Source organism: Methanocalculus pumilus, assembly GCF_055382585.1.
This window is the reverse complement of record NZ_AP042393.1, coordinates 1,190,793-1,209,499: the sequence shown is the minus strand read 5'-3', so window position 1 is coordinate 1,209,499 and position 18,707 is coordinate 1,190,793. Positions and strand designations below refer to the sequence as shown.

19 protein-coding genes and 1 tRNA gene are annotated in these 18,707 nt (G+C 48.2%); 9 read left to right on the top strand and 11 right to left on the bottom strand.

Annotation, left to right across the window (positions count from 1 at the left end; genetic code table 11):
- Positions 1-19: 19 nt before the first annotated feature.
- From ACZ44I_RS06285 to ACZ44I_RS06270, 4 genes are read right to left on the bottom strand one after another with little or no spacing between them, the layout of a single operon-like run.
- Positions 20-748, bottom strand: a complete 729-nt coding sequence (locus tag ACZ44I_RS06285; RefSeq protein ID WP_464551564.1) for a phosphate signaling complex PhoU family protein — start codon at positions 746-748, stop codon at positions 20-22.
- Positions 749-750: 2 nt separating this feature from the next.
- Positions 751-1,515, bottom strand: coding sequence for a phosphate ABC transporter ATP-binding protein PstB (gene pstB / locus ACZ44I_RS06280; RefSeq protein WP_464551566.1), 765 nt, complete (start codon positions 1,513-1,515; stop codon positions 751-753).
- A gap of 6 nt (positions 1,516-1,521) precedes the next feature.
- Positions 1,522-3,459: a phosphate ABC transporter permease PstA gene (gene pstA, locus ACZ44I_RS06275; RefSeq protein ID WP_464551569.1), complete on the bottom strand. Its 1,938-nt coding sequence runs from the start codon at positions 3,457-3,459 to the stop codon at positions 1,522-1,524.
- A gap of 22 nt (positions 3,460-3,481) precedes the next feature.
- Complete coding sequence (locus tag ACZ44I_RS06270) at positions 3,482-4,342, bottom strand: phosphate ABC transporter substrate-binding protein (RefSeq protein WP_464551571.1); 861 nt, start codon at positions 4,340-4,342, stop codon at positions 3,482-3,484.
- A 135-nt stretch (positions 4,343-4,477) separates the two neighbouring features.
- Between ACZ44I_RS06270 and ACZ44I_RS06265 the strand changes: the two genes are divergently transcribed.
- Complete coding sequence (locus ACZ44I_RS06265) at positions 4,478-5,506, top strand: PhoU domain-containing protein (RefSeq protein WP_464551574.1); 1,029 nt, start codon at positions 4,478-4,480, stop codon at positions 5,504-5,506.
- A gap of 41 nt (positions 5,507-5,547) precedes the next feature.
- Complete coding sequence (locus ACZ44I_RS06260; protein ID WP_464551578.1) at positions 5,548-5,979, top strand: thioredoxin family protein; 432 nt, start codon at positions 5,548-5,550, stop codon at positions 5,977-5,979.
- A 538-nt stretch (positions 5,980-6,517) separates the two neighbouring features.
- Here the strand turns inward: ACZ44I_RS06260 and ACZ44I_RS06255 are convergent.
- Positions 6,518-7,861: a deoxyribodipyrimidine photo-lyase gene (locus ACZ44I_RS06255; RefSeq protein WP_464551580.1), complete on the bottom strand. Its 1,344-nt coding sequence runs from the start codon at positions 7,859-7,861 to the stop codon at positions 6,518-6,520.
- Positions 7,862-7,948: 87 nt separating this feature from the next.
- On the opposite strand from ACZ44I_RS06255, the gene ACZ44I_RS06250 reads away from it, so the two are divergent.
- A complete protein-coding gene (locus tag ACZ44I_RS06250; RefSeq protein WP_464551582.1) occupies positions 7,949-8,845 on the top strand; it encodes an HhH-GPD family protein in 897 nt (298 codons plus the stop codon).
- Between the two features lie 9 nt (positions 8,846-8,854).
- Here the strand turns inward: ACZ44I_RS06250 and ACZ44I_RS06245 are convergent, their stop codons facing one another.
- Together ACZ44I_RS06245 and ACZ44I_RS06240 are read right to left on the bottom strand one after the other, a co-directional pair.
- Positions 8,855-9,331 (bottom strand): pyridoxamine 5'-phosphate oxidase family protein, encoded by a 477-nt coding sequence (locus tag ACZ44I_RS06245; protein WP_464551584.1) that lies wholly within the window; start codon positions 9,329-9,331, stop codon positions 8,855-8,857.
- A gap of 56 nt (positions 9,332-9,387) precedes the next feature.
- Positions 9,388-10,545 carry an MFS transporter gene (locus tag ACZ44I_RS06240; protein WP_464551586.1) on the bottom strand — a complete coding sequence of 386 codons (1,158 nt, stop codon included), beginning with the start codon at positions 10,543-10,545 and terminating at the stop codon, positions 9,388-9,390.
- Positions 10,546-10,633: 88 nt separating this feature from the next.
- On the opposite strand from ACZ44I_RS06240, the gene ACZ44I_RS06235 reads away from it, so the two are divergent.
- Positions 10,634-11,320, top strand: coding sequence for an HAD family hydrolase (locus ACZ44I_RS06235; protein ID WP_464551590.1), 687 nt, complete (start codon positions 10,634-10,636; stop codon positions 11,318-11,320).
- A gap of 42 nt (positions 11,321-11,362) precedes the next feature.
- Here ACZ44I_RS06235 and ACZ44I_RS06230 read toward each other — a convergent pair whose 3' ends face one another.
- A complete protein-coding gene (locus ACZ44I_RS06230) occupies positions 11,363-11,698 on the bottom strand; it encodes a DUF1622 domain-containing protein (RefSeq protein WP_464576428.1) in 336 nt (111 codons plus the stop codon).
- Positions 11,699-11,877: 179 nt separating this feature from the next.
- Between ACZ44I_RS06230 and ACZ44I_RS06225 the strand changes: the two genes are divergently transcribed.
- The 5 genes from ACZ44I_RS06225 (at position 11,878) to ACZ44I_RS06205 (ending at position 16,079) form a co-directional block, all read left to right on the top strand.
- Positions 11,878-12,030, top strand: coding sequence for a DUF2080 family transposase-associated protein (locus tag ACZ44I_RS06225; RefSeq protein WP_464548398.1), 153 nt, complete (start codon positions 11,878-11,880; stop codon positions 12,028-12,030).
- On the top strand, positions 12,027-13,079 hold the full coding sequence (locus tag ACZ44I_RS06220; RefSeq protein ID WP_464576426.1) for a transposase: 1,053 nt from the start codon (positions 12,027-12,029) through the stop codon (positions 13,077-13,079). The genes ACZ44I_RS06225 and ACZ44I_RS06220 overlap by 4 nt, the downstream gene beginning before the upstream one ends.
- A gap of 276 nt (positions 13,080-13,355) precedes the next feature.
- Complete coding sequence (hxlB, locus tag ACZ44I_RS06215; protein ID WP_464551595.1) at positions 13,356-13,931, top strand: 6-phospho-3-hexuloisomerase; 576 nt, start codon at positions 13,356-13,358, stop codon at positions 13,929-13,931.
- A 12-nt stretch (positions 13,932-13,943) separates the two neighbouring features.
- Positions 13,944-15,038 (top strand): pyridoxal phosphate-dependent aminotransferase, encoded by a 1,095-nt coding sequence (locus tag ACZ44I_RS06210; protein WP_464551596.1) that lies wholly within the window; start codon positions 13,944-13,946, stop codon positions 15,036-15,038.
- 9 nt (positions 15,039-15,047) lie between these two features.
- Positions 15,048-16,079 (top strand): M42 family metallopeptidase, encoded by a 1,032-nt coding sequence (locus ACZ44I_RS06205; protein ID WP_464551597.1) that lies wholly within the window; start codon positions 15,048-15,050, stop codon positions 16,077-16,079.
- A gap of 82 nt (positions 16,080-16,161) precedes the next feature.
- Here the strand turns inward: ACZ44I_RS06205 and lysS are convergent, their stop codons facing one another.
- From lysS to ACZ44I_RS06190, 3 genes are all read right to left on the bottom strand, one after another.
- Positions 16,162-17,679 (bottom strand): lysine--tRNA ligase, encoded by a 1,518-nt coding sequence (gene lysS / locus ACZ44I_RS06200; RefSeq protein WP_464551598.1) that lies wholly within the window; start codon positions 17,677-17,679, stop codon positions 16,162-16,164.
- A gap of 144 nt (positions 17,680-17,823) precedes the next feature.
- Entirely contained in the window at positions 17,824-18,519 is a 696-nt protein-coding gene (locus ACZ44I_RS06195; protein WP_464551599.1) for a TIGR00266 family protein, read from the bottom strand.
- Positions 18,520-18,632: 113 nt separating this feature from the next.
- Positions 18,633-18,704, bottom strand: a tRNA-Arg gene (locus ACZ44I_RS06190).
- Positions 18,705-18,707 lie beyond the last annotated feature (3 nt).

The window sequence follows — 18,707 nt, the reverse complement described above, 5'->3', positions numbered from 1 at the left end:
TAGAGATAAAAAGAGGGGATTACCGGATATCGACACGCTCGCCGGTGACCATGTAATGGATCTTCTCGGCGGTCTTGCATGCATGATCCGCACACCGTTCAAGATAGCGGTCAATGAGGAGGTAGGTTGCGCAGTAGGGAATGGTTTTTGGATCCTCTTCCATGATCCTGATACAGTCCTCATAGATGGAATAACGCAATCGATCAATTACATCATCACGTTCAGAGAAGCCCCTGATCATCCCGAGATCATGTGTCCGGAAGGCGGTGATTGCATCTTCGAGCATTGAGATTGAGAGCGCAGCCATCTCGGGGAGCCCTGCCATATCCTGTATGTGAATCCCCTCTGGGAGTTTGTAGGTGCAATGGCAGATATCCTTTCCATATCTTCCGATCCTCTCAGATGAGCTGATGAGGTTCATACAGCATGAGATGGTCCGGAGATCCCGTGCCACAGGCTGGTTAAGCCCTATCAGCTTGAGCCCCTCCTCTTCGAGCTGATCGCTTCTGAGGCCGAGGAACACCTTTCTTGGAACCATTATCTGCTGATGCATCTCAGGCTGCCCGTTTGAGGTGCCGCAGAATATGCAGTGGCTCTCCATTCCCCCGGCAATCTCACAAGCCTGCTCCCGATCAAGTGATCGGAACGCATCAAAGGAATCCCGGAGCATTGTGAGGGCGAATATGCTGTACTTCTCAACCGATCTCTGGTATTCCTCAAGTTCTCTGTGGAAGTGGTCTTTCATCATTATCACCCGAATCTCCCGGTAATATAGTTCTCAGTCAGCTCTTCATTTGGGCGTTCGAAGATAACCGAGGTGGTATCGAATTCGATTAATCTCCCCATGTACATAAATCCGGTGTAATCTGATACACGTGCTGCCTGTTGCATATTATGGGTCACAATGACAACAGTATATTCTTCCTTAAGCTCAGTGATGAGGTTTTCTATCTTCGCTGTCGCAATCGGATCGAGGGCTGAACAGGGTTCATCCATCAGAATGATATCGGGATCCACAGAGAGTGTCCGTGCAATACAGAGGCGTTGCTGCTGCCCCCCAGAGAGGCCCCGGGCAGCATCGTGGAGCCGATCCTTCACCTCCTCCCAAATGGCTGCTCCTTTCAGGCTCTTCTCAGCTATTGCGTCAAGCTCTTTTCTGTCTTTCATCCCGTGAACCTTCGGTCCATAGATGACATTTTCATAGATAGACTTCGGGAATGGATTTGGCTGCTGGAAGACCATACCGATCTTCTTCCGAAGCTCCACAACATCGGTTGATCGTCCGGTTATCTCTTCCCCATGGTAGAGGATTGAACCTGATATGGAACAGTCCGGGATGAGATCGTTCATCCTGTTGAAACATCGGAGGAGTGTGGATTTACCACATCCGGATGGACCAATCAATGCGGTGACCTGGTTTTTCGGGATCTGTATATCGACATCGATGAGCGCCTGTGCTGATCCATAATAGAGATTGAGTGCTTGTGTCTCCAGTGCATTATTCTGTTTTTTCATGGGTTTTTACCACCTCACTGTCTTCTGCGCATACCTCCTCATCAGGATTGCAACTGCATAGATGCCAGTTACAAGGACGAGGAGAACAAGGGCTGTTCCATATTTTTGTGTCTCTGCACCTGGTACGTTGGTTGCCAGGATAAAGAGGTGATAGGGGAGGGCCATCACCGGCTCAAAGACCGATGTCGGGAGATATCGTTTTGAGAAGACTACGGCAGTGAAGAGGAGGGGGGCAGTCTCTCCGGCTGCCCTTCCTATTGAGAGGATCATCCCGGTGAGGATACCCGGAGCAGCAGCAGGGAGTACGACTCTCGATATGGTATGCCATCGTGTAGCTCCAAGTGCAAGACTACCATGCCTGAGGGAGTCGGGAACAGACTTCAGTGCCTCTTCACTCGTTCTGATTATTGTCGGGAGTATCATCAGGGCAAGGGTGATCTGTCCGGCAAGGAGCGAAACGCCAAGGCCGATAAAGATCACAAGGAATGCAAATCCAAAGAGGCCGAAGACGATTGAGGGTGTGCCATTTAAGAGATCGTTTCCTGCCCTGATGATCCTGGTGAGCCGACCTTCGAGGGTATATTCATTCAGGTAGATTGCAGCGCCAACTCCAATTGGAAGAGCGATTGCAATAGCGCCGATAACAAGGTAGATTGTCCCGACGATTGCAGGGAAGATACCTCCCTCACGGCCAAGATTTCGTAGACCTTCGGTTAAAAATTCCCAGGTGATTGCCGGCAGTCCGTTTGAGACGATATCAAAGATGATCGCAACAAGTGCGAAGAGAACAAGTGTTGTTGCAAAAGTGACGACTCCAAAGGCAATCCTCTCTTTCGACTGTTGTGAGAGAAATCTTGATCCGCCATACCAGAGTGCAAGAATGGCTGCAAGAATGGCTATTCCGGGAATTCCGGCGACCTGATATGAGAATAAACACAATCCAACCAGGATAACAAGGAGGAGTGTCGATTTGATCTTGCTTCGATGATCATGAGAGAGTAATGGCGCCCTGGAACTGCCGGTCTGCCCCTCCCGAATCCGCGCCAGGATGAATGTTGCAGAAAGGTTGACAATCAGGGTGATCAGAAGGAGTACAAGAGCCATTCCAAACAGGGCGTGGTAATGGGTGCTTCCTATTGCAACCTCTCCCATCTCAATACCCAGTGTGGCGGTGAGTGTCCTGATAGGTGAGAGGATATTGTAGAGCGGATCAGGAATGACTGCTGCATTTCCTGTTACCATGAGCACTGCCATCGTCTCGCCGATTGCCCTGCCAAGACCAAGGATTATTGCAGCTGTGATACCTGATAGGGCAGAAGGGATCAGAACACCAGTGATCGTCTGCCAGCGTGTTGCTCCAAGGGCAAGAGATGCGGATCGATAATCTTTTGGAACACTGCTGATCGCATCTTCTGAGACTGAAACAATCGTCGGCAGGGCCATTATCCCAAGAATAATCGATCCTGCAAGCCAGGTGGCACCGGAGGAGAGATCAAGTGAGATTCTGAGCCAGTTTGTCAGGACAACAAGACCAAAAAATCCATACACAACAGATGGAATACCTGCCAGAAGTTCGATTGCGGGTTTTATTGCCTCACGGAATTTAGGTGGTGCAACTTCAGCGATAAAGATTGCCGATCCAATTCCAAGAGGAACAGCAATTGCGATTGCGCCGATTGTGACAAGAATTGTTCCAATAATCAGTGAGTATATGCCATATTGGGGGATCTCACTGGTTGGAGTCCAGATCTCATTGAAGATGAATGCAGGAATACCGATCTCAAGGATCGCAGGAAGACCTTCTTTTACCAGAAAGCCGAGGATAAGGATTATCGTAATGACTGCGACAAGTGCAGTTCCAAGCCAGATACCACTGATTGCCTTCTCTTTATTCTGCCGGTTAAAGAGATTAGTAATCTGTGATTCAAATCTGTTCTTCGGCATGATGATCAGAAAAAAAGAGAGGTTAATTAATTGGCACAAACCCTTCTTTCGAGACGATCTGTTGCCCTTCTGCACTCATCAGGAAGTCAAGATAGTCTTTGGCAAGACCGGTTTCGGGGCCGTTTGTATACATGTGAAGACCACGGGCGATCGGGTAGCTTTTATTCTTCACATTATCAATCGTGGGTGCAACGAGCGTGCCATCCTTGTTGATGCTGATTGCTTTGACGGTTGTGTCGATATAGCCAAGTCCGACATAGCCGATTGCATCAGGCGTCTGGGCAACAGTCTGTTTGACTGCACCATTGGAGTTAAGTTCCTGCTGGGTTCTGACGAACTCTTCCTTCTTCATAACCTCGTCATAGAAGAACTCACGGGTTCCCGATGCACTATCTCTGCCAACCACAACGATCTGGCGATCACTGCCACCAACATCTTTCCAGTTGGTGATCTCTCCCTTGTAGATTGCTTTTATCTCTGCCATCGTGAGCGAGGAGACCGGATTCTGAGGGTTTACAATGAGTGCAATCCCATCAACTGCAATAACATGCTCTACAATTCCCGGATACTGCTCCATCTCTGAAGATTTGATGTCACGGGATGCCATTCCGATATCTGCGGTTCTCTCACCGACTGCCTTGATACCTACACTGGATCCTCCCCCTGAGACGAGAATCTCATCATTTTGGTGTTTATCCATATAGGCGTCGGCTGCTATCTGTGCAATAGGCAGGACGGTCGTCGATCCGGTGACTGAGATCGAGCGTTGTTCGACTGATGGGTCGCTCCCGACACAACCGCTTACAAGGGCTGCTGCAAGCAGGAGAATAACTGCTCCGGCGAGGTATGCCGGAGATGATCGAATGCTGAATGAACGAGTCATCGATCAATTGTATGGCAGAAAATACTATGATAAATCCTGATAGAGAGTATTGGTATATCAGAAAGTATATGTGTGTATATAGTAATATAAATTCTCAATAGGAGTATATCTTCTCTTCAGGCAGTGATAGATACTATGGATATCCGGAAGATCCAGGTGACCGGGAGCTCATCTTTTGTCCTCTCTCTCCCAAAAAGCTGGGCAACAAAACACCAGATACAGAAGAATGATCCGATCGGGATTATCACCCAGGCGGATGGGAACCTGCTGATCACAGCGGATATCAAAGGAATCTCCTCACAGAGGGAGAAGGAGTTTTTCCTGAAGGATTATGCTGATCCTACCTGCCTCTTCCGGTGCTTAATCAGCGCATATATCACTGGTTATACTGTGATCAGGATTACATCAAAGGTGAGAATTCCCCCGGATGTGAGGCAGATGGTGAGGCTCTATACCCAGATGACGATCGGCCAGGAGGTGGCTGAAGAGAATGACACCTCCATTACCTTAAAGGATATTTTAAACCCTTCCGAGATGCCGCTTGACAACACGATCAAACGGATGTATACGATTGTGAAGTCGATGCATGAGGATGCCATCACCGCTCTTGAGGAGAAGAACACTTCACTCTGCCAGGATGTCATATCGCGTGATAACGATATAGATCGCCTCCACTGGCTGATAAGCAGGCAGTATCACCTGATCACCCATGATCCGGCGCTTTCACGGAAGATGAATATCACAGCTGGTGCTGCCATGACATTCTTCCAGATATCCCGTACAATCGAGCGGATCGCCGACCATGCGGTGACGATTGCAACCAATGTCCAGAACCTTCTTCTCCTGGCTGAAGAGCATGATGGGAAAATTGTAATCTCTGCTGAAACGATTCAGATGTTCAGAAGAGCAGATGAGCTGGCCCTCACAATCTTTAAGCGAAGTATGCGATCCTTTTATGATCGGAATATACAGGAGGCAAATGCCGGTATCGTATCGCTTGCCGATCTGACGGCAATGTATACCGAACTCAAGGCGCTGAGCATACAGCAGGAGAGCCCTGCCAGCATCTATTTTGGATATATAGCCAACAGTATCGCCCGCATTGGAGAGTACTCAAGTGATATTTCAGAGATCGTCATCAACCACTGCATTGGCGAGGAGTAACTTCAAGTAGTGGTGGAGCAATATCCGGAGATAGTGTTCCTATGTCATCTGTCAGTCAACTACCCCTACCTAAAGGAAGGGGACTCCTTGCCATTTTAGTTGAACTGGATACCATGAACTGGGAGAAAGCGGTTGAGAAAACCTATGATCCAATAACACTCCTCTTCTATTCTCCAACCTGCCCCCACTGCCACTCGATCATGCCTTATTATGAAGAATATGCCGAAGAATTCAAGGGTGCAGTCGCCTTTGCCAGGATTGATGTCACACAGAATCCCTGGATTGCCGAGCGGTATGGCATTATGAGCACACCTACATTTGCCGTATTCTGCCATGGGCGATCGGTTGCACAGCTGGTTGGTTCTGTCTATCCGGCACTCATCAAAAAAATGATTGAGGAAGGATTGAAGAATGCAAAGGAATGTGCCGGTCAATCGACTGTTATTGATTATGAGATCACCGGTTATGGATGATCTCTGGTTACTCGCCAATTAACTCCTCTTTTATGGATCTTCTCTGATCCGTGCGGATTTTAATCAGCGAACACGTCATAATCTGGCTATTTGGTGTTTGAATAATGCAATTGGGATCTGTTCACTCCGGTGCTGGATATCCAGAAATCATAGACGGTGAAAAGGATTGAATTCCTGCATCTATCGAGATGGTTACCATATATGCCAAAATAGCTACAGTATCATGGTAGAGAAAACCCTGGAACATTCCCCACCGCCCCGTCCCCGTTCGCACATGCTTCGCAGGGAAGCTGAACGGGTGGACGCAGATGCAGCGCGGGAGGGGCGGGAATGTTTCGGTGGCTGCCAGAGTAGATAAACACCAGATTCTTTCAGAATCGCCCTTCAGGTTGCTCTGATGAGCAAGGGTTTATCATCTCTGTCATCCTGCTCCCTTCGCTTGCCCCGCCCCCCGATACCCGCGCCGCCGCACCTGCTTCAAACTACCCTCATGAAATAGCAATGAGGCTCTTTTATTGAGATCCCAAAATGATCTTCGCTATCCGGATGCACCAGATAACTGTTGTATCCTTTTGACATATCCGGCAATATCTCCTTTCCGCACCAGCCCGTTTGCATTCATATACCGCACCTTCCCAAAGATGGGACGTTCCTTCCAGGCGCGGTCATGTTTCCCAAAACACCATGCAACCCCGGCATATCCATTTGGATCCCTGCCATCCAGCTCATAGGTGTCGTTTAAGAGAAGGGCATTATGGTATCCGGTTTCCGGTGTTTCAGACCATTCCAGGAGCTTCTTCCCCCAGTACATCCGCATATAATTGTGCATCTTCCCGGTGAGGATCATCTCCTTCTGGGCCGCATTCCAGAAGGGATCATGTGTCTCTGCCCGCCTGAGTTCCTCATATGAATAGCAATAGTCGCGGGTGTCTTCGGTATGTTCCATAAGAGTCTTCTTTGCCCATTTTGGCAGGCAGTTGATAGAATCATACTGTTCATTATACCAGACAAAGTTGATTGCAAGCTCCCTTCTGACGATCAGCTCCTCAAGAAAACCGGGCCGATCCGAGGCTGCGCGTGCCACTTCCAAAGGCGATATCTGGCCGAAATGCAGGTAGGGGGAGAGACCCGAGGTGACCTCGCGTCCGGGATCATTCCGTGCTGTATCATAGAGATGAGCGGGAGCGGCAAGAAATGCTGCCAGTCTTTTGGCAGCTTCAGCTCGTCCGCCACGCGCCATGAGTGGGCTCTCAGGCTCAAAGAAGCCGATCTTCTTCAGCACACCATCAATATCGGTAGGATCGTGATCCGATTCTGAATCCTCAGGAGCGGGTCGTTTCAATTTGATCTCTTCCACAGGAGAAAGGAAATGTGAGATCTGCGGAGTCATCCTGCGCCTCAGCGTGGCAGCAGACCACTCTTCTTTAACTGACGCTGCCCTTACCGGCACCACGCAATCTGATTCGACCTCTATCACAGGACAGTCGGCCTCTTCTGTAATGGCATGACGGATCTGCCTCTCATGCCCAAGATATCCACGATCCATGACCAGTAAGGCAGTATCCTGGATAAAGCGAGGCACAAGTTGATCCGGATCACCAAGTTTCACAGATAGAGGTATGCCACGTTCAAGAAGATTCTTGTGAGTTTCTGCCAGCCCCTCGATCATGAAACGGAAGGAACGGGATGTTGCGAGCGGGTAATCCGGATCGAGACAGAAGAGAACACTGAGCGGAACTCCACGCTGATTCGCCTCACTAACCGCATACTCAAGGGCATGATTCTGTTCAGCTCTCTGTGATTGCTGCATCCAGTAGATCACACGGTCTCCGCCCTCCCCACCTCCCTCTTTCCGGTAATGTATCCGTTCCGGATTGATCATAGGTGGAGATATCGGGTATAGAGCTGATAATACCTCCCTATGCAGGAAAGAAGAAGTATTTGTTCAGCCACGATCGAATAATGCATAGTGAACGGAACTATTGACTCTGAGCTCGTCCGGAAAGAGAGAGCGGTCCTGAGAGCCGCAACAAAAGGTCCGGATAAAGAATCAATTGAACTCTTCACTGACCTTATACTCTCATACTACCGACAATACGGGCGTGATCTCCCCTGGCGTAGAACAACAGATCCCTACTTAATCCTCATCTCAGAATTCATGCTCCAGCAGACCCAGGTGGAGCGGGTGGCTCCTAAATATTCCCTCTTCATTGAGCAGTTCAAAACGATCGATTGCCTTGCTTCTGCTCCGCTCTCTGCTGTTCTTTCAGCCTGGTCCGGGCTTGGGTATAACCGGCGTGCGGTTAATCTCCAGAAGACAGCAATCATCCTGAGGGATGAGTATAATAGTCTGGTTCCAGAGGATCCAGCTATCCTTGAAAGGCTTCCGGGTATTGGGAAGGCAACCGCCTCAGCAATCTGTGCATATGCATTTAATTTGCCGGTCGTCTATATCGAGACGAATATCCGGAGAATTTTTATCCATTATTTCTTCCAGGATCGCGATGATATCCATGATGCTGAGATCCTGCCAATCATCCGCGATGCCCTCTACCATGATAACCCAAGGGAATGGTATAGTGCACTCATGGATTATGGGACCGACCTTAAAAAAAGGCTAACAAACCCAAATAAGCGGAGCAGGCATTATATACGCCAGGCTCCGTTCGCAGGATCTGATCGGGAGATCCGGGGCTCTGCCCTCCGACTCCTCCTTGAGAGAAAAGAGATCGAAAAAAGCGCTCTTATCAGTGCGCTTACGGGTACAAAAAAAAGAGAGTTAGGACGAATCGAGAGGGTACTTGCTGATCTTGAAAAAGAAGGTTTTGTCCAGGAAGATGGGGTTTTCTACTCGATAAAAGAATGATGTTATTGATTACACATTCTTCAGCGCGACAATATCCTTTACACCGGATAGTCTCCAGACCATCGAACGCTCTTCCAGTGCGATGGATTCGGGGGGGTCCTGTGGAGAGTGGCCAAGTGCCCCGAGAATGTTATTTGAGAGTTTATGCTCTTTGATCAGGTTAACAAAGTTCTCGCGAACGATCTTCTTCTCGATTGAGTCAGTTACTTCCTCAATTCTTCCCTGCATTGTTACGAATGTGTAATAGGAGAGATCCTTTGAGTACTTTTCCACCTCTACAGACACGTAGGGGCTCTCCCGGAAGAGGTTTACTTTCCTGCCATACTTTGTTGAAAGGAAATACAAATGTTTTCCATCGAACACGTAGAGAAATGGGGCAATGTAGGGGTATTTTTCTCCCTGAAACGCTATCCGGGATATATATCCTTCCTCAATAAGCCTGTCATACTCCTTCTTCTCCATCTTCGGGATCTTGATGATCTCCATCCAATTCACCTGATTAACGATAACGTCTCAGTCGGTTTAAAGGTATTGTTTTATTCTCAATGATAGGAGTCAATACCGGCACGCTGTGCAAGTACCAGAAACGCTATGGCCGAAATAAGGGAAATAATCCCTGCAATCTCAAATACTGCCCTGATATCAAGGATATCCATGATGTAGCCGGAGATGATCGGTGAAGTCACCATTCCGACACTCATAGCGGTATTAAATGCACCCATACATGCTCCCTGCCCAAACTCCCGTCCGGCAATAGCAACTACTGCCGTGGATGCAGGCATTGCAAGTGCACTGCCGATTCCAAGAATAAAGGATACAATGATCAATCCAAAGAATCCTGCGGTAAAAGGAATGACAATCAGACAGAGAGAGACGATGACGGTTCCGATCACAATAAGGCCGGTTTTCGAAAAGATATCTGCAAATATTCCAAATGGATGCTGGAGAAGACCGGTTGCCAGTATTGATAATGAGATGATAACTCCCGCTTCAAAGGCAGAGAGCCCAAACCAGAAGGTGGCAATGACCGGCAGAAATACCATAAATGTCCCATTTGCATAGGCATTCATGATCCGGAAGAAGAGGATTGGCTTCATGTGGGTACTCCCTGCAGCCAGCCGTATTGACGAGGTCATTCGATGAAGAGATGGAGCTTCCGGAAGGAAGACGAGGCAGATAAGAAAGGCGGCAAATGAAAGTGCTGCCATAAGCAGAAAGACCATCTCAATTCCAATTGCATCAAGGGTGGCACCTCCGATCAATGGCCCGCAACCAAGCCCGAGGAAGAGCGAGGTATTGAATGAGCCCATACAGATCCCCTCTTTTCCCGGGGGTGAGAAATCTGCAACATATGCCATTGCAACCGGAACCACCATCGCCGAGGCAAATCCATGGGCAATCCTCACAAGAGTCAGCCCGGCAACCGAGGAGGCGAAGATATAGGCAATAGAGAGGATGCTGAAGAGTCCAAGTCCGATGAGGATGAAATATTTCCTCCCTTTCCTGTCTGAATATTGGCCGATAAGGGGCATAAAAACCGCACGCGAGAGGGCAAAACCTGAAAAGATCAGCCCTATTCCAATGCCTGTAGCCCCAAGGGTGTCGGCATAGTAGGGGAGGAGAGGAACCACAATCCCAAGCCCCAGCATCGAGGCAAAGACGGCGATGAAGAGAACCCGGAGACTAAGCCTCTTCGTCAAAAGAAACCCCTCTTTCTCGCATTGTATCAACTGTTTCTATCCAAACCTGTATCAAGCTGCGCATACAACCTTAAGGTGTCTGGTGGATATGCAGGATTTCCTACTCCATGACGGTCTCTTTGATGCCGTCCTTTTTGATCTCGATAACACACTTGTAGATTTTATATCTGCTAAGAAGAAGGCCTGTGCTACTGTCATCAAAGAACTGGGGTGCGGCGATCCTGATGAACTCTTCTCTTACTTCCTCAGGAAGCGGTATGGGTTTGAAGACTATGGAAATATCTTTGATTATCTCTCTGATATCGGAATTCAGGGATCAGCAACATATCTTGAGTCATGTACAATCTATGAGAACGAAAAACTCCTCAATATCCATCCATATAAGGGTATTGAAGAGATGCTTTCAGGACTGCGCTCAAAAGGAATGCGGCTTGGCGTGGTGACGGACGCAGATTCCGTTCATGCGGAAAAACGGCTGAAAAAGGCAGATCTTTTTCACTATTTTGACATTATCATGACTCCAGATATCAGTGGCAGCCGAAAGCCAAATCCGGACTCATTTCTGATGGCCCTTGACTCGATCCGGACCGATCCTGTTCATACAATACATGTCGGAGACAGTATCCGCCGGGATATCGAACCGGCAAACCGTCTTGGGATCTGCACCATTCATGCTGCATATGGAGACTGGCATCCTGATGAGACGAAGGAGTCCTCTGTCCGGACGCTTCGGGTTGAGCGATCAGAGGATCTTCTCCGGCTGATGCTTGGGTAATTACACAGACCTGTATTCTTCTTTTGGTGGTAGGGGGATTGATTAGTTGTCCTCCAATGGATATTCCTGAGTTTCTTTTGAGAGGAAGTAGGAGAGGACCGTTCGTATTGCGACAATTGCACCCAGAAGCATAACATCCTCTATTGAAGGCGCGATGATTGTTGCAAGAAGATCAGCTGCAATGATAAACTCAAGGCCAAAAATCAGCTTATTTGTGAAATCTCTCCGTATGTAATTATATGACAATTCAGTTTTTTTCAGAAGTTCGATTTGAAAAACCCTGACAGCTCCCCGTAAGCCGCCATAGATGATCATGATTGCACCGACGATCTCGAAGAGTAGGATAAAGGAATCCAGGAAAAGATGCAGGTAATCCATAATAATCTATCAATTGAGTGACCTCTACATAAGGTTCACGTAAAAGGGTGTTTGTTTCTGCAGTATCTCCGAAAGGGATCTATGACCTCCACTTGAACTAACACCTCTTCTTTTCGAACCTCTGTAGCAGACCGGGCGCCAGTAAGATTTAAATATTATGGATATCCATTGTATATCCAATGAAGAAAGTTGAACTAAATCCTGCTACCCGGATCGAGATCGAGAATATTCAGGGATTTATCATTCGAAAAGTCACCAAATTCGGGAATAGCGCAAAAGTGGACTGCCCCAAGGAATACCTGGACAGAACAGTCTACCTGGTAATACTATGAAACTCAGTGATGCACGGTTGTTCAGGACCCTCAAAACACTCGATACATTCGTCGATCGGGCACTGAAACTCCCGTTTAAAGGACCTACACTCTCTGGATTCCAGTATAACCGGGACCTCCTCAAAGCAGCGGTTGCAAATACCTATATCGAAACCGTCGGCAACAGGGCAGATTCACTCCATCTCGCCATCAAGAATGTCACGACATCACACATTGTCTGGCAGTATCGGATGACGGTCGAGCGACTGGGTACACGATTTGATCTTGCCAATAAAAACGTTGTTTTAGCCTTTGATTATACCGAAGAGGATTTTTATGGTGATGTTCAGGGGTTCTGGATACATGGATATACGGGTGAACATGGGGTTACCGGGAAGTTCAAGTTCCTCTCATGCGCCATCATTAATTCTGATATTCCCCAGAAGATTCCGCTTTTATCAGTTCCTGTACATCTTGGCCATAATATGGCAACAACAGTGACCTGGTGTCTTGCTCTGGTTGAACCACTGGTGAATTCCGTTGAACTCACGGTATTTGACCGGGGATTCTTTAGCAAAGATCTGATGCTGACTCTGACACATGCCGAGGTGCCGTATCTGATTTTCGCTCCAAAAAACGAGAAAATCAAAAAAGAGATAGAATTGCTGGATATTGGAGAGAAGAAAAAGATCCGATATGAACTCGAGGTCAATAAAGACAAGACGATGTTTCGAGGGGAGACAACAGTCGCACTTCTCAAGCAGATATTCGATAAAAAGTCTGAAAAGTCATATGATTGGGCATTTGCTACGAATCAGGAGTCTATTGATCTGGAATATGTTATTCCAACCTACAAGAAACGATGGAGAATCGAAACCGGTTTCCGGGTGCAGGATGAAGCGAGAATCTCCTCGAAATCAAAGGATCCACGAATCCGGTTCTTTTACTTCGCGTATGAACAGGTGCTCCAGTTGCTCTGGATCGTGCTGTACAAAGATGAGGTGAGTTTTAAACAGTTCTTACTGGAGATGTACGAACTCTGCGCTGCTCGATATAAAGAGCCACGATAGGTGCTCGGTTGCCATCTCCATGTCACAGTTGCATGGGGGTGTTGGTCGGTGGATCATCAGGGAGCCATCGATAGGTCGTAACTGACTGCCATTGTGCCGCGAATCGAGGGCACTGTGCCGCTCACTTATTTTCGATCGGAGATACTGTTCTGATTTTTCATGCAACGCCAGAGTGCCCTCTCCTGATCCAATCATCCTCTGGGATATTCTCAATAAGGGTGCGGTATAAGATAATCACAGGTATGCCCAATGAGTAACAATGGAGGAGTTCTCGGAATGATGAAGCAGATGGCCCAAAAGATACAGTCCATCGCCGAATCAATCGCTGATGAAGAGGTGGAGGGATTTTCAAAGGCCATTTTATCTGCCAATCGCATCTATGTTATGGGGGCCGGGAGATCAGGGCTGGTGGCAAAAGCATTTGCGATGCGCCTGATGCATCTTGGCTTCACCTCATTTGTTGTTGGAGAGACAATTACGCCGGCAATTGAGAAGAATGATATGCTTATTGTTTTCTCAGGGTCAGGAAACACGAGATCAATTGCCGATGTGGCCAAGACAGCAAAAGGAATTGGTGCAACTGTCGGACTGATAACATCAAATAAAGAATCAACAATAGGACAGATTGCCGATACCATCGTTGTGATAGAGAGCCAGCGTGATGCTGTCACTGATGAATCTCACGAATATGATATCCGCCAGATGATGGGAGAACACAAGTCATTTGCCCCCCTTGGCACTATCTTTGAAACCACGTCTATGGTATTCTCCGATGCCCTTGTGTCGCATCTGATGGAGATCACCGAGACATCAGAGGGAGAGTTAAAGAAAAGGCACACGAATATCGAATAAGGAGGACAGTTTATGCAGTTTGCAGACAGGGTAATGAATCTTGAAATCTCAGGAATCAGGAAGATCTTCGAGTCGGCCGGGCCGGATGCGATCAGCCTTGCCCTTGGCCAGCCCGACTTTGATACACCGCTTCACATAAAAGAGGCGGCGATACAGGCGATACGTGATGGGAAAACCGGATATACGCCAAATTCCGGAATACCGGAATTGCGTGAGACCATCTCACAAAAATTCAGGCGTGAGAACAATCTCCACTACTCACCTTCAGACATAATTGTCTGTGCAGGTGCAAGCGAAGCACTGAATATCGCGATGCAGGCGATCGTCAATCCGGGTGATCGGGTTGTCTATTCGGATCCCGGATTTGTCTCATATGGTGCACTCGCCGAACTTGCCGGCGGGGTTCCCGATCCGGTACCGCTGGGTGATGATCTGAGACTCGATCTCGATCGAACCTGTGAGGCAATAGATGGTGCCCGTATGATTGTCCTGAACTCCCCTTCCAATCCGACAGGAATGGTTGAATCTGAAGAGACGATCCGGGGTATTGTGGAGTTTGCTGATGATCAGGGGACACTTGTTATCTCAGATGAAGTCTATGAGCACTTCATCTATGGAGGAAAGCATTACAGTGCTGCCCTGTATGGAGATAATGTCATAACCATCAATGCCACCAGCAAGACTTATGCGATGACGGGCTGGCGGCTCGGGTTTCTTGCAGCACCTTTGGAGATAGCCGAGGAATGCCTGAAAGTTCACCAGTACACCATCGCCTGCGCGTCTTCCATCTCCCAGTACGCTGCTCTTGCAGCGTATACCGGAGATCAGGGTGTTGTGCGAGCGATGCGTGACGAGTATCATGCCCGCCGCGACCTGATGGCAGGTGGCTTGAAAGAGATGGGCTTTGATTTCTGCGTTCCTGAAGGTGCATTCTATCTGTTTGTCCCGATGAGTGCAGAACAGCTGGAGGCGATCATCTCAGCAGGCGTGATCATTGTCCCCGGCACTGCTTTTGGCGCTCATGGAACCGGATATGCAAGGATCAGTTATGCAGCTTCACAGGATGCCCTGAAAGAAGCACTTAATCGGATACGAAACGTTGTATGAGAGGATAGCATGGTACTCGATTTACTCAGAAAGCTCTCGGATGCGCATGGCCTTTCAGGCCGCGAGCAGAACATCCGGGAGATCATCAAAGAAGAGATTGCCCCTTTTGTCGATGAGATCAGGACCGATTCGATGGGGAACCTGATTGCAGTTAAGAAGGGTGGTGACTACAAGGTGATGCTGGCTGCCCATATGGATGAGATCGGCTGTATGGTCCAGTATATTGATGACCGTGGCTTCATCAGGTTTGTCACCATCGGCGGTTGGTTCACACCTGCACTCTATGCCCAGCGTGTGACTCTCCATGGAACAAAAGGTCCTGTTACCGGAGTGCTTGGTGGGAAGCCACCGCATATGATGTCAGATGATGAGCGGAAGAAGACGCTGAAGCCAGAAGATCTCTTCATCGATGTCGGGGCTACATCGGCTGATGAAGTAGCAGAACTCGGAATTGAGATCGGATGTCCGATAACAATTGATCGGGAGCTCAGGGAGCTTGCTGGCAGCAGGATCACCGGGAAGGCATTTGATGATCGGGTTGGTGTTGCAATGATCATCGAGACACTGAAGCAGCTTGAGACGGAACATACGGTCTATGCCGTCTTTACGGTTCAGGAAGAGGTGGGGCTGAAAGGTGCAAAGACGAGTGCATATGCAATCAACCCTGACTGCGCAATAGCAATCGATGTTACTATCCCGGGCGATCATCCGGGTATTGAAAAGAAAGATGCAAGCATCGAGATGGGAAAAGGGCCTGTTATCATTCTTGTTTCTGCCAGCGGTAGAGGGTTGTTATCTGATCAGACAATGGTTCGGTGGTTGAGGAGCACAGCCGATGCATCCGGCATTCCATACCAGATTGAAGTTGGAACCGGAGGCAATACCGATGCGACCATCATTCATCTTGAACAGGGCGGCATCCCAAGTGTCCCGTTCTCGATTCCTGCCCGTTATATCCACTCTCCGGTTGAGGTGGTGGATATGCAGGATATCAGGGATGGGATCAGAATCCTATCAGAAGCAATGAAAACAAAGCCATAAGAGAAAAAAACTCTCTTTTTTTCGAAAAAAAGCGTTGAGATCGTCAGGATAACCTGATTATCTCTCAGTGGATATCATTCTCTTATTCTGATACTTCTTCTTCGGATTCCTCTTCACCGAACCTGATCGGCTTCATGGAGGGGAAGAGGATCACTTCCTTGATCGAGTTCTGCCCGGTTGCGAGCATCACAAGCCGGTCGATACCAATCCCGACTCCGCCTGTCGGGGGCATCCCGTACCCAAGCGCATTGATAAAATCATAATCGATCATCTGTGCTTCAAGATCTCCACGCTGCCGTTTGGCATCCTGTTCCTCAAATCTCGCCTTCTGATCAAGTGGATCATTCAGCTCAGAGAAGCCATTTGCAATCTCCATGCCAGCGATAAAGAGTTCAAAACGCTCGGTAAAGCCTGGTTTTGTCCGGTGCTTCTTGGCAAGCGGTGAGTTTTCAATCGGAAAGTCATAGATGAATGTGGGCTGGATAAGCGTTGGTTCGACATAATGCTCAAAGAAGAGCACCAGGAACTCACCAGGAGTTGCAGCCTTATCCCAGCCGTCAATCCTCTCTTTCTCTGCACGTTCCCTGAGTTCCTCAACTGTCCGGGCATGGATATCAATCCCGGCAGCATCAAGCACCGCCTCTTCCATGGATATCCGTCTCCATGGTGTGGAATAGTTGATCGGCTCACCTTCAAAGACGACCTCAGATGTTCCGGCAGCCTCATTGATGATACCCGATATAAGATCCTCGGTGAGGGTCATCATATCATTGTAATCTGCATAAGCAGAATAGATCTCAACCATCGTGAACTCGGGATTATGATGGGTATCGATATCCTCGTTCCTGAAGTTCTTTGCAATCTCAAAGACCTTCTCAAAGCCTCCAACGATCAACCGCTTCAGGTACAGCTCAGGGGCAATCCTGAGGTAGAGTTTCTGATCGAGATAGTTGTGATAGGTGGTAAACGGCCGGGCATTTGCACCTCCATAAATCGGCTGGATAGTCGGGGTCTCAAATTCCATAAACCCGTTGGAAGAGAGATCTGATCTGAGCTTGCTAATTATTCTGCTTCGGGTTTTGAAAATTGATCGCGCCTCATCATTTGTGATGAGATCGAGGTATCGCTGGCGATATCTAGTCTCCACATTTGTCAGACCATGGTACTTTTCAGGAAGTGGACAGATTGCCTTTGAAAGAAGGGTAATCTCATCAACCCAGATGCTGATCTCGCCAACCTTTGTCCTGAAGACATGGCCCCGGACACCAACGATATCTCCCGTATCAATATTCTTTGAGAAGAAGGCAAATGCATCATCACCAAGATCATTCTTCCGGATATAAAGCTGAATCCTTCCGCTTTCGTCACCCAGATCGGCAAAGACAGTCTTCCCATGTGATCGCTTGGTATAGAGCCTGCCTGCAACAGCTACTACCTCTTCACTTTTATCATGCGAGATTTCTGAGAATCTGTCTTTTATCTCCGCTGCATGATCGTTTCTTGCATATTCCCAGGGATAGACCAGGATCCCGCTCTCCTGCAGTTCCTTGAGTTTATCCACTTTCTGTTCATCAAAATTCAGGCCGGGCGTCTCATTCATGGAATTATCTCCCTCTGTGAGAGTTTTTTTGGATATGATATATTTGCAATAGATTGCAATTCATCAAAATCCTGTTAACCCAATATAATCGCATGGAGAAGTATTAAGGTGTGAGGGTGGGTTTCATCCTCACGTGAAAAAAGATTACCTGGATTTTGCCTGCACCCTCGGCTCAATGATCGACCAGATCATCTCTGCCAGTTCGCGGACATTCTTTGTCTGGATATAGATCTCACCGGGTCCTGTGATCTCTGTTACAAGCCCCTCACCTGAGAAGAGAGTCTCTTTCAGACCTCCGAACTTTGTCACGCGGTACTGGCAGGTATCGCTGAAGGCAACAAGATGGAAGTTATCTACAATCATCTTTTCACCCTCTTTTAGCAGATGTTTGTCAATTGCTCCAAAGGTATTAATGAAGAGTGTTCCATCTCCGGATACTTTGATCATCAACAGTCCCTGCCCAAAGAGACCTTTTGTAAAGCCCTCCCACTTTATGTCCAGATCCACACCTTCGGTAGCGGCGAGATAGGATGATTTCTGGACGATAAAGCCACTTCCGGGCGCGATCCTAAGGGTTTCCACATCCCCAAGTGGTGCTGCACTAAAGGCGGCTTCGGCGGGTTCACTACCGGCAGTATAATCGGTAACAAAGAAGCTCTGCCCGCCAAGGAGGGAGAGGCCGATTGATCCGAGCAGGCTCTTCTCACGCTTCCTCGTCGAAACAGTAATCGAGGGATGCATATATGTCATCGCACCGGCTTCTGCTGTGATCTTCTCACCGGGACTTAATGTTACCACCAGGAGTGAGAAGGATGGTTTGTACCGTATCTCATATTTCATCGGTTATTCACCAAACGTTCTGTATATCCGGGAAAATAGATGAAGGTTTCCAGGTTCATATTGGCAAAAATGCAGAAAAGATCGGTTAATTCAAACAATGAAAAGATAGAGGACGCCCCGGCCGGGACTTGAACCCGGGTCAAAAGCTCCGCAGGCTTCTAGGATATCCACTACCCTACCGGGACCCT

Bases quoted from the DNA above. Each gene is read 5' to 3' on its own strand.
- ACZ44I_RS06285 (WP_464551564.1), bottom strand. From the start codon at position 748: ATGATGAAAGACCACTTCCACAGAGAACTTGAGGAATACCAGAGATCG.
- ACZ44I_RS06225 (WP_464548398.1), top strand. From the start codon at position 11,878: ATGAAGAAAGTTGAACTAAATCCTGCTACCCGGATCGAGATCGAGAAT.
- hxlB (WP_464551595.1), top strand. From the start codon at position 13,356: ATGATGAAGCAGATGGCCCAAAAGATACAGTCCATCGCCGAATCAATC.
- ACZ44I_RS06210 (WP_464551596.1), top strand. From the start codon at position 13,944: ATGCAGTTTGCAGACAGGGTAATGAATCTTGAAATCTCAGGAATCAGG.
- ACZ44I_RS06265 (WP_464551574.1), top strand. From the start codon at position 4,478: ATGGATATCCGGAAGATCCAGGTGACCGGGAGCTCATCTTTTGTCCTC.
- pstA (WP_464551569.1), bottom strand. From the start codon at position 3,459: ATGCCGAAGAACAGATTTGAATCACAGATTACTAATCTCTTTAACCGG.
- lysS (WP_464551598.1), bottom strand. From the start codon at position 17,679: ATGAATGAGACGCCCGGCCTGAATTTTGATGAACAGAAAGTGGATAAA.
- ACZ44I_RS06230 (WP_464576428.1), bottom strand. From the start codon at position 11,698: ATGGATTACCTGCATCTTTTCCTGGATTCCTTTATCCTACTCTTCGAG.
- pstB (WP_464551566.1), bottom strand. From the start codon at position 1,515: ATGAAAAAACAGAATAATGCACTGGAGACACAAGCACTCAATCTCTAT.
- ACZ44I_RS06205 (WP_464551597.1), top strand. From the start codon at position 15,048: ATGGTACTCGATTTACTCAGAAAGCTCTCGGATGCGCATGGCCTTTCA.
- ACZ44I_RS06220 (WP_464576426.1), top strand. From the start codon at position 12,027: ATGAAACTCAGTGATGCACGGTTGTTCAGGACCCTCAAAACACTCGAT.
- ACZ44I_RS06235 (WP_464551590.1), top strand. From the start codon at position 10,634: ATGCAGGATTTCCTACTCCATGACGGTCTCTTTGATGCCGTCCTTTTT.
- ACZ44I_RS06245 (WP_464551584.1), bottom strand. From the start codon at position 9,331: ATGGAGATCATCAAGATCCCGAAGATGGAGAAGAAGGAGTATGACAGG.
- ACZ44I_RS06270 (WP_464551571.1), bottom strand. From the start codon at position 4,342: ATGACTCGTTCATTCAGCATTCGATCATCTCCGGCATACCTCGCCGGA.
- ACZ44I_RS06195 (WP_464551599.1), bottom strand. From the start codon at position 18,519: ATGAAATATGAGATACGGTACAAACCATCCTTCTCACTCCTGGTGGTA.
- ACZ44I_RS06260 (WP_464551578.1), top strand. From the start codon at position 5,548: ATGTCATCTGTCAGTCAACTACCCCTACCTAAAGGAAGGGGACTCCTT.
- ACZ44I_RS06255 (WP_464551580.1), bottom strand. From the start codon at position 7,861: ATGATCAATCCGGAACGGATACATTACCGGAAAGAGGGAGGTGGGGAG.